Source organism: Staphylococcus sp. FSL W8-0774, from assembly GCF_038006785.1.
Taxonomy (GTDB): domain Bacteria; phylum Bacillota; class Bacilli; order Staphylococcales; family Staphylococcaceae; genus Staphylococcus; species Staphylococcus pasteuri.
Genome location: NZ_JBBOVW010000001.1, coordinates 877,724 through 897,997, shown reverse-complemented (window position 1 = coordinate 897,997; position 20,274 = coordinate 877,724). Strand labels below are relative to the sequence as shown.

General features: G+C 29.3%; 24 protein-coding genes. 8 read left to right on the top strand and 16 right to left on the bottom strand.

Annotation, left to right across the window (positions count from 1 at the left end):
• Positions 1 to 178: 178 nt before the first annotated feature.
• The 4 genes from NSQ15_RS04325 to NSQ15_RS04310 form a co-directional block, all read right to left on the bottom strand.
• Positions 179 to 361 carry an NETI motif-containing protein gene (locus NSQ15_RS04325; protein WP_029056018.1) on the bottom strand — a complete coding sequence of 61 codons (183 nt, stop codon included), beginning with the start codon at positions 359 to 361 and terminating at the stop codon, positions 179 to 181.
• Positions 339 to 938, bottom strand: a complete 600-nt coding sequence (locus tag NSQ15_RS04320) for a DUF2179 domain-containing protein (RefSeq protein ID WP_046467424.1) — start codon at positions 936 to 938, stop codon at positions 339 to 341. Before NSQ15_RS04320 ends, NSQ15_RS04325 begins: the two co-directional genes overlap by 23 nt.
• A 196-nt stretch (positions 939 to 1,134) precedes the next feature.
• Positions 1,135 to 1,956: an ammonia-dependent NAD(+) synthetase gene (gene nadE / locus NSQ15_RS04315; RefSeq protein ID WP_070452143.1), complete on the bottom strand. Its 822-nt coding sequence runs from the start codon at positions 1,954 to 1,956 to the stop codon at positions 1,135 to 1,137.
• On the bottom strand, positions 1,949 to 3,418 hold the full coding sequence (locus NSQ15_RS04310; RefSeq protein WP_017637880.1) for a nicotinate phosphoribosyltransferase: 1,470 nt from the start codon (positions 3,416 to 3,418) through the stop codon (positions 1,949 to 1,951). Before NSQ15_RS04310 ends, nadE begins: the two co-directional genes overlap by 8 nt.
• A gap of 229 nt (positions 3,419 to 3,647) precedes the next feature.
• Between NSQ15_RS04310 and NSQ15_RS04305 the strand changes: the two genes are divergently transcribed.
• Both NSQ15_RS04305 and NSQ15_RS04300 read left to right on the top strand, forming a co-directional pair.
• On the top strand, positions 3,648 to 4,715 hold the full coding sequence (locus NSQ15_RS04305) for a nitric oxide synthase oxygenase (protein ID WP_046467422.1): 1,068 nt from the start codon (positions 3,648 to 3,650) through the stop codon (positions 4,713 to 4,715).
• A gap of 18 nt (positions 4,716 to 4,733) precedes the next feature.
• Positions 4,734 to 5,540 (top strand): prephenate dehydratase, encoded by an 807-nt coding sequence (locus tag NSQ15_RS04300; RefSeq protein ID WP_340746965.1) that lies wholly within the window; start codon positions 4,734 to 4,736, stop codon positions 5,538 to 5,540.
• A gap of 59 nt (positions 5,541 to 5,599) precedes the next feature.
• Here NSQ15_RS04300 and NSQ15_RS04295 read toward each other — a convergent pair whose 3' ends face one another.
• Positions 5,600 to 6,694 carry a glycosyl hydrolase family 28-related protein gene (locus tag NSQ15_RS04295; protein ID WP_070452137.1) on the bottom strand — a complete coding sequence of 365 codons (1,095 nt, stop codon included), beginning with the start codon at positions 6,692 to 6,694 and terminating at the stop codon, positions 5,600 to 5,602.
• A gap of 178 nt (positions 6,695 to 6,872) precedes the next feature.
• On the opposite strand from NSQ15_RS04295, the gene NSQ15_RS04290 reads away from it, so the two are divergent.
• The 3 genes from NSQ15_RS04290 to NSQ15_RS04280 all read left to right on the top strand — a co-directional run bounded on the left by NSQ15_RS04290 (position 6,873) and on the right by NSQ15_RS04280 (position 9,994).
• Positions 6,873 to 7,427 carry a cysteine hydrolase family protein gene (locus NSQ15_RS04290; protein WP_017637884.1) on the top strand — a complete coding sequence of 185 codons (555 nt, stop codon included), beginning with the start codon at positions 6,873 to 6,875 and terminating at the stop codon, positions 7,425 to 7,427.
• Positions 7,428 to 7,497: 70 nt separating this feature from the next.
• Positions 7,498 to 8,427 (top strand): manganese-dependent inorganic pyrophosphatase, encoded by a 930-nt coding sequence (locus tag NSQ15_RS04285; RefSeq protein WP_029056023.1) that lies wholly within the window; start codon positions 7,498 to 7,500, stop codon positions 8,425 to 8,427.
• A 187-nt stretch (positions 8,428 to 8,614) separates the two neighbouring features.
• Entirely contained in the window at positions 8,615 to 9,994 is a 1,380-nt protein-coding gene (locus tag NSQ15_RS04280; protein ID WP_070452131.1) for an aldehyde dehydrogenase, read from the top strand.
• Positions 9,995 to 10,051: 57 nt separating this feature from the next.
• On the opposite strand, the gene pglS is transcribed toward NSQ15_RS04280, so the two are convergent.
• Positions 10,052 to 11,080, bottom strand: a complete 1,029-nt coding sequence (pglS, locus tag NSQ15_RS04275) for a 6-phosphogluconolactonase (RefSeq protein WP_124760411.1) — start codon at positions 11,078 to 11,080, stop codon at positions 10,052 to 10,054.
• 217 nt (positions 11,081 to 11,297) lie between these two features.
• On the opposite strand from pglS, the gene NSQ15_RS04270 reads away from it, so the two are divergent.
• The gene (locus tag NSQ15_RS04270) at positions 11,298 to 11,702 is read left to right on the top strand and encodes a YolD-like family protein (RefSeq protein WP_037555615.1); all 405 of its coding nucleotides are present in this window, start codon (positions 11,298 to 11,300) and stop codon (positions 11,700 to 11,702) included.
• A 74-nt stretch (positions 11,703 to 11,776) separates the two neighbouring features.
• On the opposite strand, the gene NSQ15_RS04265 is transcribed toward NSQ15_RS04270, so the two are convergent.
• Entirely contained in the window at positions 11,777 to 11,947 is a 171-nt protein-coding gene (locus NSQ15_RS04265; RefSeq protein WP_017637889.1) for a hypothetical protein, read from the bottom strand.
• A gap of 387 nt (positions 11,948 to 12,334) precedes the next feature.
• On the opposite strand from NSQ15_RS04265, the gene NSQ15_RS04260 reads away from it, so the two are divergent.
• Positions 12,335 to 13,375, top strand: a complete 1,041-nt coding sequence (locus NSQ15_RS04260; RefSeq protein ID WP_340746964.1) for a C45 family autoproteolytic acyltransferase/hydolase — start codon at positions 12,335 to 12,337, stop codon at positions 13,373 to 13,375.
• A gap of 57 nt (positions 13,376 to 13,432) precedes the next feature.
• Here NSQ15_RS04260 and NSQ15_RS04255 read toward each other — a convergent pair whose 3' ends face one another.
• From NSQ15_RS04255 to NSQ15_RS04245, 3 genes are all read right to left on the bottom strand, one after another.
• Entirely contained in the window at positions 13,433 to 14,263 is an 831-nt protein-coding gene (locus NSQ15_RS04255; RefSeq protein WP_252458150.1) for a DUF4097 family beta strand repeat-containing protein, read from the bottom strand.
• Between the two features lie 8 nt (positions 14,264 to 14,271).
• Positions 14,272 to 14,829, bottom strand: a complete 558-nt coding sequence (locus tag NSQ15_RS04250) for an HAAS signaling domain-containing protein (protein ID WP_217194175.1) — start codon at positions 14,827 to 14,829, stop codon at positions 14,272 to 14,274.
• Positions 14,830 to 14,892: 63 nt separating this feature from the next.
• Complete coding sequence (locus tag NSQ15_RS04245; RefSeq protein WP_029056030.1) at positions 14,893 to 15,378, bottom strand: hypothetical protein; 486 nt, start codon at positions 15,376 to 15,378, stop codon at positions 14,893 to 14,895.
• A 166-nt stretch (positions 15,379 to 15,544) separates the two neighbouring features.
• Here NSQ15_RS04245 and NSQ15_RS04240 point away from each other — a divergent pair, with 166 nt between their 5' ends.
• The gene (locus tag NSQ15_RS04240) at positions 15,545 to 16,108 is read left to right on the top strand and encodes a thioredoxin family protein (protein ID WP_029056031.1); all 564 of its coding nucleotides are present in this window, start codon (positions 15,545 to 15,547) and stop codon (positions 16,106 to 16,108) included.
• A gap of 128 nt (positions 16,109 to 16,236) precedes the next feature.
• On the opposite strand, the gene pmtD is transcribed toward NSQ15_RS04240, so the two are convergent.
• From pmtD to NSQ15_RS04210, 6 genes are all read right to left on the bottom strand, one after another.
• Positions 16,237 to 16,971: a phenol-soluble modulin export ABC transporter permease subunit PmtD gene (pmtD, locus tag NSQ15_RS04235; protein ID WP_046467413.1), complete on the bottom strand. Its 735-nt coding sequence runs from the start codon at positions 16,969 to 16,971 to the stop codon at positions 16,237 to 16,239.
• Positions 16,971 to 17,843 (bottom strand): phenol-soluble modulin export ABC transporter ATP-binding protein PmtC, encoded by an 873-nt coding sequence (gene pmtC / locus NSQ15_RS04230; RefSeq protein ID WP_029056033.1) that lies wholly within the window; start codon positions 17,841 to 17,843, stop codon positions 16,971 to 16,973. Before pmtC ends, pmtD begins: the two co-directional genes overlap by 1 nt.
• Before the next feature lie 12 nt (positions 17,844 to 17,855).
• Positions 17,856 to 18,527, bottom strand: coding sequence for a phenol-soluble modulin export ABC transporter permease subunit PmtB (gene pmtB, locus NSQ15_RS04225; protein ID WP_217194174.1), 672 nt, complete (start codon positions 18,525 to 18,527; stop codon positions 17,856 to 17,858).
• On the bottom strand, positions 18,524 to 19,423 hold the full coding sequence (gene pmtA / locus NSQ15_RS04220) for a phenol-soluble modulin export ABC transporter ATP-binding protein PmtA (RefSeq protein ID WP_108168265.1): 900 nt from the start codon (positions 19,421 to 19,423) through the stop codon (positions 18,524 to 18,526). Before pmtA ends, pmtB begins: the two co-directional genes overlap by 4 nt.
• Before the next feature lie 2 nt (positions 19,424 to 19,425).
• The gene (gene pmtR / locus NSQ15_RS04215; protein WP_017638084.1) at positions 19,426 to 19,800 is read right to left on the bottom strand and encodes a PSM export ABC transporter transcriptional regulator PmtR; all 375 of its coding nucleotides are present in this window, start codon (positions 19,798 to 19,800) and stop codon (positions 19,426 to 19,428) included.
• A gap of 194 nt (positions 19,801 to 19,994) precedes the next feature.
• Positions 19,995 to 20,168 (bottom strand): SE1626 family protein, encoded by a 174-nt coding sequence (locus NSQ15_RS04210; protein WP_029056035.1) that lies wholly within the window; start codon positions 20,166 to 20,168, stop codon positions 19,995 to 19,997.
• Positions 20,169 to 20,274 lie beyond the last annotated feature (106 nt).

Here is a 20,274-nt window from a genome sequence, read left to right as displayed (position 1 = left end):
AAAAGAATTTCCGTTTATAGTTCGTCTTTTATCTTTCGCTTTTTATTTTAACAGAATCAACCTTATTTGTGTAATTCTAATATACTTATAATCATATTTTATTTCATCTTCAAAGTGAACACAATTATCAATATTAAAAACCACTCAAATCATTAGATTAGAGTGGTTTTCTTAAATATTATTCTGTTATTTTTTTACCGATAAAAATAATATCTTGTTTTAGTACTTCAAGACTACCGTCTTTATTTTCTTTATAAATGGGTTTCTCAATTCGTCTTGTTGGCATATACCCTTCATCTTTCATTCTTTTCAGACAATCTGCAATGGTTTCGTTGTCATTAACTTTGAACTTCATGTTCAACAACACTTTCTAATTCTTCTGGTTCGTAAGCTTTAAGTTTACGCTTACGCACTCCTTTAACCCAGAATCCACCATGAATATTTCTTGGTTCATAAGCAATAATAAATGCTTTAGGATCTAAATTTTTAATAGTATCCATTAATTTTAATTCATATTTTCTTGGCGTTAATACTTGCATCACCAAACGACTTCCATCACGGCCAAATGCTTCATAGTGGGTAACACCATAACCTAAATTACGAAGTTCATTTGGTAAGTCTAACTCGTATTCAGAAGATGTTGCATTGACAACTGTATATCCAAGCGCAAGCTTTTCTTCAATTTTCATACCAACAATGATTCCTATTGAAAAACCAAATGCATAAGCTACAATATTTTGAATTTGATCTAAACTAGACATTACTAATCCTAGACCTACGACGTAAATTAAAACTTCAACGAAACTTACAATCGCAGCTACATAACGGTACCCTTTTAAAGTTAATATTGTTCTCATTGTTAAACATGTAACGTAGCATACATTAATAACAAAGATTGCAAACACCATTAACCAGGGATTTTGAGCAATCGCTGACATAATATTCCCCTTTTCTTACTTGAAATCCAAATTATTTTAACAGTCATTTTAATCTTTGTCACGTCAAAGTTAAAATTCATTCTATTAAATTAATATCAATGTTTTATTTTCATTTTATGTGAATTAACAAAATTGAACCGTAAACATATACCAACATGCTCATGTATATTTACGATTCAATGTATCGATTTTCAATTTAGTTTTTAGGCCAAGTATAACGAGTGTATGCGAGTTCTCGCTTATGAGCGTTTTTAATATAATGATTTTCAATTTTCTCTTTTGCTTGGCTTGAAACTTCTTTACCTTCTAAATAATCATCAATCTCATTATATGTTACTCCCAATGCTTCCTCGTCAGGTAATTGAGGTTTATCTTCTTCTAAATCTGCAGTTGGAATTTTTTCATATAAATGTGCAGGTGCATCTAAATATTTTAGTAACGCTCGTCCTTGTCGTTTATCTAGACCGAATAATGGAGCTATATCAGCTGCCCCATCACCATATTTCGTATAAAAACCTGTAATATTTTCAGCTGAATGATCAGTGCCAACAACTATTCCAGATTGATTTGAGGCAATAGAAAATTGTACTTTCATTCGTTCGCGTGCTTTTTCATTTCCTTTTTGGAAATCTGTTAAAGTGATCCCCGCTTCTTGTAATGATTTAACGCTCATATCTACAGCGGGTTTAATATTAACTGTGATCGTTTGATCAGGATTAATAAATTTTAATGCATCTTCAACTTCGTCTGCATCTGATTGAACACCATATGGAAGTTTAACTGCTATAAATTGACACGCTCTACCTTCTTCACGTAATTCATTTACAGTTAATTGTACTAGTTTACCTGCTAATGTTGAATCTTGTCCTCCAGAAATACCCAATACTAATGATTTGATAAAATCATGTGATTGTACATATTTTTTTATAAAATGTTTAATTTCTTGCACTTCTGTTTCAACATCAATTTGAGGTTTTACTTTCATTTCTTTTACTACAATGTCTTGTAAATTACTCATGATCTTCCTCCATTTCTTTTACGTGTTCTGCTACTTCAAAGATGCGTTTATGTTTATTTTCCCAACAAGCTGTACTTAAATCAACCGGATATTCTTGTGGATTTAAGTAACGTTTATTTTCATCCCAAAATGTTTTAAGTCCTTCATTTAAGTAACTTTGAGCTTCTTGTACGCTTGGCAATTCGTATACGAGTTGTCCATTTTCAAAAATAGAATGATGTAAATCAATGGCTTCAAAATCTTTGATAAATTTCATTTTAAATGTGTGAACAGGATGGAATAATTTTAATGGTTTTTCTTTTCTAGGGTCTTCACCATGTAACGTTATATAATCTCCTTCTGCTTTACCTGTCTTTTTATTTATAATTCTATAAACATTTTTCTTACCTGGTGTAGTTACTTTTTCAGGATTGTTAGATAATTTAATACGATCACTATATGTGCCGTCACTATTTTCTATAGCAACTAATTTATACACTGCACCTAAAGCAGGTTGATCAAATCCGGTAATTAATTTAGTTCCAACGCCCCATGAGTCTACTTTTGCGCCTTGAGCTTTTAAACTTGTAATTGTTTCTTCGTCTAAATCATTAGAAGCAATAATTTTAGCATCTTTAAATCCAGCTTCATCTAACATACGACGCGCTTCTTTTGAAAGGTATGCAATGTCACCTGAATCTAATCGAATACCTATAAAATTAATTTTGTCTCCTAATTCTTTAGCTACTTTGATTGCTGTAGGTACACCAGATTTTAGTGTATGGAATGTATCTACTAAAAAGACACAATCCTTATGTCGTTCAGCATATTTTTTAAAAGCAATGTATTCATCGCCATAAGTTTGTACTAAAGCATGCGCATGTGTTCCTGAAACAGGAATACCGAATAGTTTTCCTGCTCTTACGTTACTTGTTGAATCAAAACCACCTATGTATGCTGCTCTAGCCCCCCATAAAGCTGCATCTAGTTCTTGGCCACGTCTAGTACCAAATTCCATTAATATATCGTCACTTGCAATTTGACGAATACGACTTGCTTTAGTAGCAATCAATGTATGGAAATTAATAATATTTAATAATACTGTCTCTAAAAGTTGTGCTTGAATTAATGGTGCTTCAACTCTTAGCAAAGGTTCATTACCAAAACATATTTCACCCTCTTGCATTGAATGAATATGTCCTGTGAATTTTAAATTTTTAAGATAGTTTAAAAAATCATCTTGATAGCCGATAGTTTTTAAATATTCAATATCAGTATCTGAAAATCCAAAATTATCCATAAAATCAATTACACGTTTAAGACCATTGAATACAGCGTATCCACCATTGAAAGGCATACTTCTGAAATATAAATCAAAAACAGCCATTCTCTCGTGAATGCCATCATTCCAATAACTTTCTGCCATATTTAATTGATATAAATCATTTTGTAGCATTAAACTGTCGTCTTCAAATTGGTACACTCGTATCTCTCCATTCGACCATTCTTTTATAATTATTTTATCATAATTCAATTTATCTAGGTAATAACTGAGATTATAACCCAATCATGTTTTCAATTTAATAATTCATTACATAACTTTTATCTATCACGGTATTTTTATGCTGAACGTTACGACAAATTCATGACAATTGAATTTATTGAATGTGCATTTTCTATCTGTAGATTATAATACTTATGAGGTGTTTCAAATGTTAATAGACAAAGCAACGACATTTATTAAAACAATGTATTCAGAACTCAATTATTCTCAAGAAGATATCGACAAACGAATCAATGAAGTGACAGAAAGCATTCAACAAACTGGAACATATAGACATACTACAGATGAGTTAATTTATGGTGCTAAGATGGCTTGGAGAAATTCGAACAGATGTATTGGCAGATTATTTTGGGAATCACTTAATGTTAACGACGCAAGAGATATTACCGAAGAAAGTAATTTTATTGATTCTATATGTAATCATATTGAAAAAAGTACTAATGGCGGAAAAATTAAACCTTACATCACTATTTTCCATCCAGACCATCCGCCCAAAATTTATAACAATCAGTTAATTCGCTATGCAGGTTATGAAGAAAAAGGAGATCCATCAGAACGTGAAATCACTCAACTTGCACAACGTTTAGGATGGCAAGGTGATGGTGGAGATTTCGACGTTTTACCACTAATTTATCAAATTGGTGAAGGTCCAATTAAATACTTTGAATATCCAAAATCTTTGATTAAAGAAGTGCCTATTGAACATGAAAATTATCCAAAATTAAAAGAATTGAATTTAAAATGGTATGCTGTCCCTATCATTTCAAATATGGACTTACAAATTGGTGGAATAACTTACCCTACAGCACCATTTAATGGTTGGTATATGGTTACTGAAATTGGGGTTAGGAATTTTACTGATAGTTATAGATACAATTTGTTAGAAAAGGTTGCAGAAGCGTTCGAGTTTGATACACTTAAAAATAATTCTTTTAATAAGGACAGAGCACTACTGGAACTCAATTACGCGGTCTACCATTCTTTTAAAGCACATGGCGTGTCAATCGTGGATCATTTAACTGCTTCTAAACAATTTGAAATGTTTGAAAAAAATGAAGAAAAACATCAACGACAAGTTACAGGAAAATGGTCTTGGCTTGCACCACCGATTTCACCTACGCTTACAAAAAATTATCATCATGGCTTTGATAATACGATGCGAGACCCTAACTTTTTCTATAAAAAATCGAATGAGACGAAGTGCCCTTTCCATTAAATCATTCGAGGTGAAGGTATGAAGATATATTATTTAGGTCCGAAAGGTACATTTTCGTATTTGGCTTCTCAAAAATATGTTGAACAATTGAAATTGCAAAATATCGATTTTGTACCAAAAGCTAATTTATATGAGGTTATTAAATGTGCATCACAGGATAACGATACTATTGGTTTAGTACCTATTGAAAATTCTATAGAAGGAACCATTAATATCGTAGCTGATTCACTAGCTAAACAAGACGTTTATGCACACGGTGAACTCCTTTTAGATATTGATTTTGCGTTATATGGACAATCAGGTAGCCAAATTGAAGATATTAAAAAAGTCTATTCTATAGCACCCGCTATAAGTCAGACATCAAATTATATTATGAATCATCACTTTGATTACGATTATGTAGATAGTACTGTAAAAGGATTTGAAATGATTAGTAAACATGTAGGTGCTATAGCACCTGTCAATAGTGGTGAAGATTATGGTTTTCAACAATTAGATACACATATACAAGACTTTCCACATAATGCGACACGTTTCTTAATTATTAAAAACCATGCCCAATTTGATGTAAATGCAAATACTACTATGTTTTTAATTACTCCGAAGTTTGATAAACCTGGATTACTAGCTAGTATATTAAATACCTTTGCTTTATTTAATATTAATTTATCTTGGATTGAATCACGCCCGCTTAAAACCAAGCTAGGTCAATATCATTTTTTTGTACAAGCAGAGGCCCAATTATCTAATGATATTGAAAAAGTAATAACTATCTTAAATACATTAGATTTTGAAACAAAACTAATCGGTGCATTTAGGAAATAATTATATGTAAATAGTGCTATTTTCATTTTAGTATTCTAATGAAAATAGCACTTTTATTTTTATTTAATATTTTCAACATTCTCTTTTTCGATAGTAACTAAATGATCATCTTGATTTAAAGTGAGATGATTAATGTCTTCAAGATGTATCTTCTGTGTTTTATCATGAAATGTGTTACCAGCAATAAATACATTATTATGTTTTATATTGTTATAGCTTCTAATATGAATAGCATCTTTTTTCATTTTCCCTATAAATTCATTACCTATTACATTAAAGTTTGTACCCGCTTGTGCACCCATATCTTGACCTGTGAATGCATCAGCAGCATTCTTGCCATCCTTTACTCCTAAAAAGCGTATACCCCCATTACAATTTTTAAACTGATTTTTAGAAATAAATGTATTTTGTGATTTTAATGGAGTTAACGCGTATTCTTGAATACTATCGAAAATATTATTTCGAATGTGAATGTTTTCGTAAAAGCAATTATATCTAGATGCATGTGAACCAATAGCTCTATTCCAAGATTTCATTTTAACATCATCTGAAGGACCAAAATAACAATTTTCTATAACTGCATTTTTAGTAATTGTCCCATCAGTTGTACCAAATTTTGGAAAAGCACCTGGTACTTGAATATCTAATTGGACTGCTTCTGAGAAGAAACGGTCACCATCAACATCTAAGAATCCTTCAAATGAACAATTCGCTATTCGTAGTCCATTTATACCACACGCATCAATTGCATGACCTCCAACAACATTTTTAAGTGTAACACCAATAAATTGTATATCTTCTGCATGACCAACACACACCGCAGTATTATTATAAGGATACTGACTCCCATTCATATCAAATGTTCCACCTTTAATATGTATGTGACTATTACCAGTGTATCCACGATAGAAAATATACGGTTTCCCATTTTTCAAAAGCGCGTCTTTACTACATCTCAATAATTTTGTTTCATCATCTAATAGTAATGTTGTTGAATCATATATCACTAATGCTTTACCTATATGGTAAGTCCCTTGTGGTATATAAACTGTATGTTCACCATTTTTAGCTTTATTAAGTGCACGCTGTATTGCTTTTGTATCTTTCGCTTTATTATGACCTTCTGCGCCAAAGTCTTTCGCATTTATGAACATGCAATATCTCCTTCGATTAATAATTAATTGTAGTGTTCTTAATAAATATATATACTATGATTAATCTTATAAAACATTTTTAGACCAATTAGATGAATATTTTAATTAACTTAACCAAATTAAATGACTTTTATATCGAAATAGCTTGATATGCTTGATTTAGAGAGGATGTTATAAAATGACTAAAACAGCATTAATTATAGTAGATTATTCAGTAGACTTTATAGCTGACGATGGAAAATTAACTTGTGGCGTACCTGGACAAAAATTAGAAAACTTTCTCGTAAACCGTATAAATCAATTTAATGAAAACCGTGACGATATCTTTTTTATGATGGATTTACATTATGAGAATGATGATTTTCACCCTGAATCAAAATTATTTCCACCCCATAATATTGAAGGATCGGTAGGACGACAACTTTATGGTGAGGTCGGTAAACTTTATGAATCTATTAAGACTCAAAACAATGTTCATTTTTTAGACAAAACACGATATGATTCATTTTATGGTACACCTTTAGATAGTTTACTCCGCGAAAGAAATGTTAATAAAGTTGAAATCGTTGGTGTTTGTACTGATATATGTGTATTACATACGGCTATATCAGCTTATAATTTAGGGTATGCTATTCGCGTACCTAGTAAAGGCGTAGCATCATTCAACCAGTCAGGTCATCAATGGGCTTTATCACATTTTGAAAACTCATTGGGCGCAGAGGTAGAAGAATGAGCTAAAGTCATGCTAAAATAACTATATATAATATTAATAAATTAACAATGAATAAGGGAGATATTTATCAATGGCAAATACTTACATTTTTGGACACAAAAACCCAGATACAGATGCAATTTCTTCAGCAATTATTATGGCTGATTTCGAACAACAAACTGGTAATACTAATGCTAAAGCTTACCGTTTAGGTGAAGTTGGTGCTGAAACACAATTTGCTTTAGATCATTTTAACGTTAAAGCACCAGAATTATTAGAAGACAATTTAGATGGCCAAGAAGTAATTTTAGTTGACCATAACGAATTCCAACAAAGTGCTGACTCTATTGCTGATTCAACAATTAAGCATGTTGTTGACCATCATAGAATCGCTAACTTTGAAACAGCTAGTCCTTTATATTACAGAGCTGAGCCTGTTGGTTGTACAGCAACAATCCTTTACAAAATGTATAAAGAACGTGGATTTGAAATCAAACCTGAAATCGCTGGTCTAATGATTTCAGCAATTATTTCAGACAGCTTATTATTCAAATCTCCTACTTGTACTGAGGAAGACGTAAATGCTGCTCAAGCTTTAAAAGACATCGCAAATGTTGATTTAGATGCATATGGTTTAGAAATGCTAAAAGCTGGTGCTTCTACTACAGATAAATCAGCAGATGAATTATTAGATATGGATGCTAAATCATTCACTATGGGAGATTATGTAACACGTATTGCTCAAGTTAATACAGTTGATATCGACGAAGTTTTAAACCGTAAAGAAGAATTAGAAAAATCTATGCTTGAAACAAGTGCTGAAGAAAAATATGACTTATTCGTTTTAGTAGTAACTGATATCATTAACAGTGATTCTAAAATCTTAGTTGTAGGTGCTGAAAAAGACAAAGTTGGAGAAGCATTTAATGTTCAATTAGAAGATGATATGGCGTTCTTAACTGGTGTCGTTTCTCGTAAGAAACAAGTTGTACCACAAATTACTGAAGCATTAACAAAATAATTAGATGATAAATTCAAAAAATAGTTCATCGTTTTTACTGAGGCATTTAACAATGCTTCAGTTTTTTTATTTTTCGTTCATTAAATGCGAAATTATTTTTGCTAAATTAGGGTATAGATATGTTATGAATCTATTTGGGAGATGTAAAAAATCTTGATTATTCTAAATATTAAGGAGGTTTATCTGTTTGAATTCAATTGAGCAATTATTTAACAATAGTAAACAGTATTTCAGTACACATCAAACTAAAGATATTAAATTTAGAAAGCACCAATTAAAAATGCTAAGTAAAAGTATTAAGCATTATGAAAATGATTTACTTGAAGCCTTACATACCGATTTAGGTAAAAGTAACGTCGAAGCTTATGCTACTGAAATTGGGATTTTATTAAAAAGTATTAAATTAGCACGTAAAGAACTTAAAAATTGGTCTAAAACTAAACAAGTAGATACACCGTTATATCTTTTCCCTACTAAAAGTTATATTAAAAAAGATCCATTTGGGACTGTACTAATTATTGGTCCGTTTAACTACCCTGTTCAATTAACTTTTGAACCTTTAATAGGCGCCATTGCTGCAGGTAATACTACAATTATTAAACCATCTGAGCTTACACCAAATGTATCTTCAGTTATTCGTAAAATTATCGAAAACACTTTTAAACCTGAATATATTGCAGTTGTTGAAGGTGGAATTGAAGAAACAAACGATTTAATCCATTTACCTTTTGACTACATGTTTTTCACTGGTAGTGAAAAAGTTGGAAAAATCGTTTATCAAGCTGCTAGCGAAAATCTTGTACCGGTTACACTTGAACTCGGTGGTAAATCCCCTGTCATTATAGATGAAACAGCTAATTTAAAAGTAGCTAGCGAAAGAATTGCTTTTGGTAAGTTTACGAATGCAGGCCAAACTTGTGTTGCTCCTGATTACATTTTGGTAGATAAAAAAGTAAAAGATGATTTTATTAAATCATTGAAACAAACAATTACAGAATTTTATGGTTCGCATATTCAAAACAGTCCAGATTTTGGAAGAATCGTAAATAATAAACACTTTAATCGTTTAAATGATTTACTTACACAGCATCAAAATAATGTCGTGTTTGGTGGTCATAGTGATGAATCTGACTTATATATTGAACCAACTATTATAGATGATGTTGAGACTTCTAATTTAATTATGCAAGAAGAAATATTTGGTCCATTACTACCTATCATTAGTTATGAACAATTTGATGAAGCATTTTCTATAATTCAAGCACGATCTAAACCATTAAGTCTTTATTTATTTAGCGAAGACGAAAACTCCACTCATCGTGTGCTTAATGAGCTTTCATTTGGTGGTGGTGCAATTAATGATACATTAATGCATTTAGCTAATCCAAATTTACCATTTGGTGGTGTTGGTCTATCTGGTATGGGTCAATATCATGGAAAATATTCATTTGATACATTTTCCCATGATAAATCTTATACTTTTAAATCAACACGCCTAGAATCAAGTCTATACTTCCCACCTTATAAAGGAAAACTCAAGTATATTAAAGCCTTTTTCAAAAATTAATATTTATGTATAAAGAATCCCTCAAGTTATGGCAACTTGAGGGATTCAATCTTATAGTTAAAAGATAACGCAAACACCTTCTGGCGCATTTGTTGCCTCATCTATTAAAGTTAATGTTCCTTTATTTTTATCTCTTTCAAATACAGTTACTTTAGATTGACCTTCTTGATGCGCGCAAATTAAATATTGATCTGATTCAGTAATATTGAAATCACGTGGAAACTCATCGCCACTTAATACAATATCGACAAGTTCAAGTTTAGCCCCATTTTCTAATACTTTATAAATCGCAATACTATCATGGCCACGATTGCTTACATATAAAAATTGTTGATCATGTGATAAATGAACCGCTGCTAATTTTGTGGCACCTTTATAATCTTCAGGAATCGTTAAATGACGTTCCAATTCTTCAAAATGACCATCATTATATTTTGTCACACTTACGATATTTGATAATTCATGTACGACATATGCATAATTTCCGTTTTCATGAAAAGCAATATGTCGAGTTCCATCAGCTGGGGTAAACTGAGAAATAGCATGTTCTTTTAGACCATTATCTCCATAAGTATATGCCACAATGCGATCTGTACCCAGGTCTGTTCCAACTACATATTTACCATCTGGTGTTTCATTAAAAAAATGAACATGTGCATGATCCTGTCTTTCATGTGGTCCAAGTGGAAAATCATGTTCTAATTCTTGAATCAATTTTTCTATTTCTCCTGTAGTAGGGTTTAATTTATATATTCTTGCTAATCCTGCACCATAAACCGCTTCAAATAGAAATGCACCATTTGTCGATACTTGTATATAACAACCTGTTCCATTTTGTGAAGCTAAGCATTTATTTATTAATGTTAATTGACCATCATTTCCAATTTTAAAACTTGCGACACCACAATTATCGCCTTCTTTTGTTATCGCATATAAAAATTGATCGTTTCTTGTTAAATAAGTAGATGCCTCTATTTGATTTGCTGTTTCTACTTGTGTCATTTGGCCTTGTTGTTCATCGAAATCAAATTGATAAATACCTTGTCCATTGTTTTTAGTATATGAACCGATATAACCTTTTGTCATTTTAAAACGCCTCCATTTCACTTATCTCTATTCTATTAAATTTAGACGTCTAAAGACAAACTTTTAAGTACAAATTACGACATAAAAATATGTGAGGCTTAATTTAAATTGATTCGAATGTGTTGAGAGACTATTTTTGATGGAATAGGAAATTAAATCTTGCAAAATAGAACGTATGTTCGTATAATGTAATTATAAATATCGAGGTGATTGAAAGATGATTAATGATTTAAATAATAGTCAATTGGATTATCGAAATATACCACGTAACAAATTAGATAGAGATATTCCTAAGGGACGTGGCATGGTTAAATGGGCACCATTTGCTACACTACCAGAGCAATTTGAAACAATATATCAATATATTATTGACCAAAATAAAATTGAACGCCCCATACTTTCAGAAGACCAATTATCTGAATTGAATTTTCGTTTACATCAATCCCTTCAATTAAACCAACCTGTTATCGTTAAATATTATGACGCTGGTTACTTTAAATCAATCGAACTTAATATTGAGCGTATTGATGCCATTACTTTTGAAGTTGAAGGCTATCAATCACATTCTTCTGAGAAATATAAACTCTCTATATTAGATATTATAGCTATTTCCCCTTCTTAAAAACTATTTTAAGGTAAATAAAAAAGCCACTGATGACTATCTCATCAGTGACTCTTAATTAATTTGAAGTCAAATTAATTGTTATTTTCGATATCTGAAACGATTTCTTTAGTTTTTCTTTCGATATCTTCAAAGTCTTTTTTGAAAATATAAGCAAATGCAACTACACCTACACCTGCAACAACTGTAGTAATAGCTACTAAACTAAATACAAATTTAAATAAACCTTTAATAAAGTTCCACATTAAAATTCACCTCTATATTTGATATGCATATCTACAATACCATATGATAGCATATTTATCGTAATCAATAAATACATACCCTTTGTACTGATAATATAAGCTTCATTTCATCAAATTTATGATAGTATAGACATATAAAAAAACGACTGATTTAAAAATCAGTCGTCGATATATAATTAATGAACCTAACTTTTAATCCATTTAACAATCGCAGATTTGGCACGTTGATAAGTTCTATACATTGTATCACTCCTAAATAGATAATTTAAAAAAGTTATCAATAACTAGTTACAATATCATTGTATAGAAATTTACTTAAAATAACAATTAAAGTAATATTAATATTTTATTACAATATGTAAATTTTTCTTAAGGAGCATATTTATAATGCAAAATGTTCAAACCGATATAATGACACATAGAGGATCCCATTATGATTTAGGTGTTCAAACAGGTAACTGGTTAAAACAAACCAAATTATTAAAGAATCGAGAACAAGAATGGAAAAAAAGAATACCTCGATTTGATATAGATATTAATGAAACCCACTCAATCTTTCAAATATATGCGCCAAAAATTTGGGAAGAAATTATGGGAATGCAAGATGTACTAAAATTACCTACACGACAAATGATTTTAAATTTTGCTCATTATCGTTTCACAGATTTAAAGGATGGTGGTTGTACTGTATTTAGAGGACAAGATTTTATTGTTAGAAATTATGATTATCATCCCGCAACATATGATGGTAGATACTTACTATTTCAACCTAATGATGGAGGATTAGCACAAATTGGTCCCACTTCGAGAGTCACTGGTAGAATGGATGGAATGAATGAAGCCGGTTTAGTTATGGCATATAATTTCATGCACCGTAAAAAGCCTGCTAATGGTTTTATTTGCTATATGATTGGAAGATTAATATTAGAACTTTGTAAGGATGTAGATGGAGCCATTCAACTATTAAAAAATCTTCCACACCGTAGTTCTTTCAGTTACATTTTAATGGATAAAGAATTAAATCATGCAATAGTTGAAGTTACACCAAGAGATATCCAAGTACGATACGATAATATCTGTACAAATCATTATGAAATATTAACACATGAAAACCGAAACTATACTCAAGAATCTAAAGAACGGTTGGCACGTACAGTTAAACAAACTCATGCTCAATTAAATAAAAACGAGGCATTTAAACTCTTTAATGATCCACAATATAACATATATAGTAAACTTTTTAGAAGTTGGTCAGGTACTATTCATACTTCTATGTATGAGCCAAAATCCCTAACTGCATGGATGACTTTAGGTGAAAATAAGGCTCCATCTTCAATTAATTTTAATAACTGGTTAAATGGTATGGAATTACAACAAACATCATTTGAAGGAATGATTGATAGCGACTTAACGTTTGCAACACATTAAAAATAAAAAAGTACAAAAGGAAATTTAAAACAATTTCTTTTTGTACTTTTCTCATTATTATTTAATCGTAATATCACCATCAACAGTATAAAATTCTAAAACATTGTTACTTTTCCCTACTTTACTTTCATGGAAGTTTTTATTTTTAATTAAAGATTGGCCTTTACTTGGCTGTAACTTCAATAAGGTATCTTGAGGTTTATCTTTATATTTAAAATTGATATTTCCATCTTTAGTAGAAGCTTTTATATCTGTTTTAGATGGCATGTTGCTAAAATTAATATCTCCTTTATTTATTAAGAAAATAGAATTATTAATACTACTATGTCTAGCTTTAATATCACCTGAATCTATATTGATATGCGTGTCTTTAAATTTAGAGTTATTCAAAGAAAAATTTAAATTTTCACCTTTAAATTCAGAATCATCGAATTCACTATTATTAATAATAATTTGACCCAAATTATTATTTAATGATAGCTTTTTTATTTTTAAATTGTCTATAGCTTCTTTACTATTAATAGAATTCAGAGATAAAGTATCAAGTTTTTTATTTGGAACTTCAATTACTAATTGATTGCCATTTTTTCTAAAAGGGTTTATATCAATGGAGTATCCTCTATTAACATTCTTTTTCTCCGTCACTTTTAAATTATTTCTATCCTTTTTAACTGTAACATTACTATCACCATTATATTTAATCTTAAATTGTGAACCTTTTACCAATTTAACATCGGCGTATTCTAATTTTACAGATATATTTTTAAAGTTATATCGAGGATAGTTTTCATTGAATTTCTTTTCTTCATAATGTGGTTTCTCAAAGGCAAACCATGTGATAGATGCACCTATAAAGAAAACAATAAAAATGATAAGACCTGAAAACATTAGCTTTCTCATCTTTGAACGCGTCCTTTAATTGTTTTAATATACCATTTCAAATATTTTAATATAAGTCTATAAATTCCTTCTAAAACCTTAAAAGTTAAGACCATCAATACTAATCCTAAGCCTGTATAAGAAATTGAAAATAAAATATTACTGACTGAATTGTGTATACCTTTTTGAATAGACGATATAAATAAATTTAAAGGCATACAAATTAAAAATACTGAAACTATAAACAAAACTACAAATATCAAACTAATTAAAAATACTGGGATTAGAACTAAAAATATAGATAATAAACCTAAACTTAGTGAGGCTGTAACAGCTCTAATGATGTTATGAAAAGTCTGTTTAACTTCCGCATATTCAATCGCACTACTAGCTTTAACTTGTTTAGCTATATCCTCAGGTTCTTTAAGTTCTTTTACTATTTCTGCTTCAGACTTTCCTTTCAATTCTTCTTCATAAAAATAATGTTCATAGTCAAACATTTTTTTATCTTTTTCTTTCTTGGGAAGTTCATCTAGGGATACTTCTAATTCATTTAAAAATGTGATTTTATCCATAGTATTGTCACTCTTTCTGCCAATTTTTCTATATTAGTTGCAATACTAATGTCCAACTATTCTCTACTTACTAAAAAACTCGATACGTTTTACTATATCATCTTTATATAAAATATTTAATTTCATGTGGTTATCGCGGTCTCTGTATGTAATAGATTGATAATTTTTACCTATTTTATTTTTTTGATAATTACTACCTAAGGAATTAATAGCTTGATCAATATGGCTACCAATTTTAACATCAAAGTTAGTAGGAACATCTTTATCTTTAACTAGTACAATTCCTTTTACGATATTTTTCTTTTTATGAACTTTTAACGTTAAATCATTATGTTCTCTATGATTATAGAACGTATAACGATCTACTTTAATATTTTTATTTACCTTATAATTTTTCTTATGAAATTGATCATTTAAATGTATACCATTTATTGAAGTATTTGATAAATCGACAGTTTTTATATTGTTATAAATTGAAATACCAATAAGAAGTAAGATACTTAAAATTAAAAATAGTATCGTAATTACCCAACGATTCTGTATACGCAATGATGGTCACCACTTTCGACTTATTATATTAAATATAGCATAAGGTTTATTTACTTTCATCTTACGTCATACTTTTCATTAAATGAGAGAATTTTTAAAATATTTTAATTTATTTACACTTTAGAAATTGGTATAATGTATAAAATAATTAAAGGAGGTTTTTACGATGACTCGTTTAGAAACATATTTCAAAAAAAGCCAAGACATCGGACCTTATATTGAACAAATGCAAGAAAATAAAGATAATCTAGTTTCTATTTATAATTCTTTTAAGTTACCTGAAGATGATGAGAGATTAGAAAAGTTAAAATCCTCTAATTATTCTAACGTATTAGTAATTACAGAAGATTGGTGTGGCGATGCAATGATGAATCTACCAATACTTAAGCATATCGCCGAAGCTCTAAATTTACATGTAAAAGTATTCCACCGCGATGATGATACTCAACTTATCGATCAATATTTAACAAATGGAAAATCTCGTTCTATACCTATTTTTGTATTTTTAAATGATCAATACGAACAAGAAACAGTTTGGGGTCCACGCGCTAAAGAAGTTCAAGCGTTTGTGACAAACTTACGCGAAGACACATTACCAAGTAAAGAACATCCAGATTATGATGATAAAGTAAAAGAAACACATTTAATTATTTCTAATCGATATAAAACAGACTCATCTTTTTGGAGTGCTGTGTATAATTCAATCATCGATCAAATGCTATATAAATAAATCATATTTAAGATGAAGCTATTTAATTTTAAGTAGCTTCATCTTTTTTAAATTAGTCTCCAATTTAATTTTTAACATGTTTCTTCTACATAAAAAACCGGGACCATATAGCCCCGGATGATAACAATTTATATATCTCGTTTTGCGGCATATAATACATTTGCAATAAATAATACTACAATTGACGCTATAGATATAAACCATTGCCAATGTGAAAATGATATATCTGATGAAGTCATTTTCTCAGTCAAATAAGTGAATGGAATATATTTAAATGACTTATGAATGTCATCACCAATATTTGGAATTAATCCAACAAGTGGTTGGATAAATGGAACAATTAATAATAGGAATATACCTAAAGTAAATATAACAGCTGGTTTCTCAACTGCTAATGTAATTAAGAATAAAAACAAACCAAAGAATAGGAAGAAGATAAGGTAAAACCAAATATTTGTTAAAAAGTTATCTCCATCTATACTTTTACCTTTAGTAGTTGCTTCTATAATAATAATTACTAAATATTGAATTAATGTAAATAAAAATGAAATTAAGATCATAGAAATTGTTTTAGCAATAATATAACCAATTCTACTGCTCATTTTGTTCATGTATAATTGAATTGTACCTTGTGAATAATCTCTAGTGATTGTTTTAATGATAAATAATAAACCAGCGAATAAGAATAACCAATTGGCCATAATAAATACCATCGTATAATTCACTTTATGACCTGGATTATAATTTGCCATCATCGTAGCTTGAAAAACAGTTAAACCTACCACAAGTATAAACGCAATATACGTAAGTGGACTTTTAATAATACTTATTAAATCGTGTTTTACTAATTGTAACGCTCTCATTATTTATCACCTCTTTGATTGATATTAAAGTAAGTATCACGTAATGAGCTTTTACGTGTTTCAATATATTTAGGATAAATATTGAGTTTAGCAAGTGATTGTATTACATCTTTATAGTTACTTTGTGCTTTAATAATAATCTCACCATTATCTTTACTAGATTGTTGAACATGGAATTTTTCTGTCAATATTTCTAATGATTTTCCAAAGTCTTCTTTATCAATCGTAATAATTGTACTATCTTTAGGTCCACCATCTTTCATATTCACATCTTGCACAAATGTGCCATCTCTTAAAAATACTGCTCTATCACAAATCAATTCAATATCTTCTAACTTATGACTAGAAATTAAAATTTTCATCTCTAATTGTTTAACAAGCGATTGAATTGTTTTAAGTACGTCTATAGAACCGTCAGGATCCATACCATTTGTTGGCTCATCTAAAATTAAGTATTTAGGTTTATTCATTAGAGACACTGCAATTGCTAATTTTTGTTTCATTCCCATTGAATATTTTTTAACTTTTTTCTTGATATAAGGTCTCATACCAAAAGCATCTATAATGTGATCAGCATACTTTTTATCGAAACCTTTACCTAATACTTGTGCAAATAATTTTAAATTATATAAACCAGTTTTATTATCATACAATTTAGGGTGTTCTATTAAATAACCTACATTTTCATCATTTGGCAAATTAACTTTACCTTCAAAATTAATAATATTTCCATTCATTACTTTCATTAAAGTTGTTTTACCAACACCATTTTTACCAATTAGCCCTACTATCTGACTATTGCCGAAATCAAAATCGATATGATCAATTACCGTATTGTGTCCATACTTTTTTGTAATTTGTTCTAATTTCATCGTAGACCTCCTTTAATGAGTACGTTTTTTTATTTTATTTATTTGAATGATGTAATTAATAATTAAACCTATGAGACTTAAAACTAAAAATCCATAATTTAAAAAATATGAATAAAAGTATGGAATTTGACTATGGTTTAAAAATATATAATTAATTAAAATGAGTATAACGGATAAAAGAAAAGGTAATACAAACATAATTAAAATAATATATGCTATATAAGATACACGTTCTGTTTTAAATTCAGTACTCTTCCTAAATGCGATTGGAATAGACAAAAAGTTCGCTACAATATAAGCATATGTAGTAGAAAAGTAAATTGAATTTGTCTGTATTGAGTCTGATTCGTAACCATATAAAGTTATGACTACTGCACCAAATAAAGTAAATAATATACATGTAATATAATTTGCATTTAACATATTTTTTCTAGAGACTGGTAAACTAGCAAAAAATAAAATTGCTTTGTCGCCACCTAATCGTCTATGAAATCTAAATAGATGACCTGCATCAAGTAAAGATACAATCATTAAAACTAATCCTATTGGTACTGCAAACATTGACTTTAATAACGGATTAGGTTTCATTAAAAATATATAAATTGGATAAAATAAAATGAGTGCTGTGTATAAAGATAATGTTAAATATCTTAATTTTACATTTCTAATCAAAAGTTGTTTCATTTGATAGCCTCACTTTCTTTAGTAAAGGCATGAGTGGAATTACTTTTATATTTTTCTAAGTAAATCATCAATTCTTCAATGCTAGGATTTTGAATTTCAATTTGACTACCAAACAGTTCTTTAAATATACTAGCATACTGCGTTAATGCTTTATAACCAGTTCTTCTACTTTCTTTATAAATCAATAGGTCTTCTAACTCATTATCAAGGTCCTCATTAAAACCTTTGACTATTTTAAACTGATTAATTAAATCTTCTAAAGAATCATTTAATATGATTTCTCCATCTCGTATATATACTAAATAATCTGCAATTTTTTCTAAATCCGAAATAATATGTGTTGAAATAAAAACTGTTTTTTCTTCATCAATCAGTTCTTGTTGAATAATTTCTAAAACTTCATTTCTAACTATGGGATCTAATCCTGATGTTGGTTCATCTAATACAAATATCTCTGAATGATGACTAAAAGCAATTGCAAGAGACAATTTCATTTTCATACCTGTAGAAAATTGATTGATTTTTTGTTTATATGGTAATTCAAATTTATGTAGATAATGTTGAAATAAATCTTTATCCCATTTTTTATAAAATGGAGATATGATACTTTCTAATTTCTTTATAGACCACTTTTCATTGAAATAAGTCTCAGAATAAACAAAACCTATTTTATTCTTTAAATCAATAGGATTATTTATCATACTATCCCCTAAAATCGAAATACTACCGCTATCACATTGCATTAAATCCATAATTAATCGTATGACTGTTGTTTTCCCTGCACCATTAGCACCAATGAATCCTGTCACAAATCCACGAGGTACTTCAAATGATACGTTTTTAAGTTGAAAATTATGATCCGAGTAATTAACTTTATTCAATTCTATAGCGTTCATAATTATTCCTCCTCATATATTAAAGAAAGAATTTCTTGAAGTTCTTCCAAAGACATTCCAATTGTCTTCGCTTCTTTAGTCATTGATTTAGCTAAATTCTCAATAACGAAGAACTGTTTTTCTTTAAGAATTGAATTATCTTGCTCTTTTACAAATGTGCCTTTACCTCTTATCGTAGTTACAAATCCATCTTTCTCTAAATCTTCATAAGCTCGTTTAGTTGTAATTAAACTCACTTGCAAATCTTTTGCTAACTCACGCATTGAAGGTAAATGTTCACCTGAAGATACGTATCCTTTTAAAATATTCTCTTTAATTTGTTGTTTAATTTGTTCATATATGGGATGTTCACTGGTGTTTTTCAAAATAATTTTCATTGATGTCCCCCTTTTCTTCTGTATATATACAATATACACACTATATACACTTTTGTAAAGGGTAACTATTAAAATGACTGTATAGAGAATTTAACTAGAACATTTAAATGCATAGACAATATATATACACAGTAAAAAAACAGTATGAACATTTTCATACTGTCTAAAATAAATTATTCAATTGACCTAAAATATCATTTCCTATTACGACGATCATTATTTCTACTAATAAATGCACAAATCATAAACATAATGGCTGCAAGTAGAAGTTTTATTCCTGAAGATTCGTTACCTGTAGCTTGTAAGTAATAACCAATAATGAATAATAAGACTGCTAATACTACAAATATTTTAGTCATATGCTTCACTGTACTCACCTCAATAGTATAAATTATATCAAATTTTGTTTTATAGATGTACTCCATTCATATATTATATTGATTGCGATATGTTTAACGTAATGTTACTATAAAT